Below are 422 nucleotides of genomic sequence, written 5' to 3'. Positions count from 1 at the left end.
CTATGCATTCAGCCTGCTCGCGGCACTGTTAATGGGCGGATCACTCTCCGATTATCTGGGACGTCGTCCGGTCATTCTCGGTGCCTTGCTGATCCAGGCAGCCTCCATGCTGTGCTTCATCGCCGCCACGGATGTGACCTGGCTGGTGATCGCGCGGCTGCTTCAAGGGTTCGCTACCGGGCTGGCTGCCAGTGCGCTGGGCGCAGCGTTGCTGGACAGTGATCAGGTCCGTGGACCGCTGATCAACAGCATTTCCCCGATGTTGGGTATGGCGGTCGGTGCATTGGGTACAGCACTGCTGGTGCAGTTCGCGCCGCATCCCTTGTTGCTGGCTTACTGCCTGCTGTTGGCGGCCTTTCTGGCGCAGGCGCTTTACCTGAAGCGAGTGCCCGAGACGGTCAGTCCGCAACCGGGCGCATGGC

General features: G+C 62.3%; 1 protein-coding gene. It reads left to right on the top strand.

Annotated features, from left to right (window positions below):
- Positions 1-422: MFS transporter (locus EE949_RS12905; protein WP_164666767.1), on the top strand; the 422-nt coding region annotated here is incomplete at both ends.

The organism is Pseudomonas viridiflava (assembly GCF_900602065.1).
Classification (GTDB): domain Bacteria; phylum Pseudomonadota; class Gammaproteobacteria; order Pseudomonadales; family Pseudomonadaceae; genus Aquipseudomonas.
This window is presented reverse-complemented; position numbering and strand designations above follow the sequence as displayed.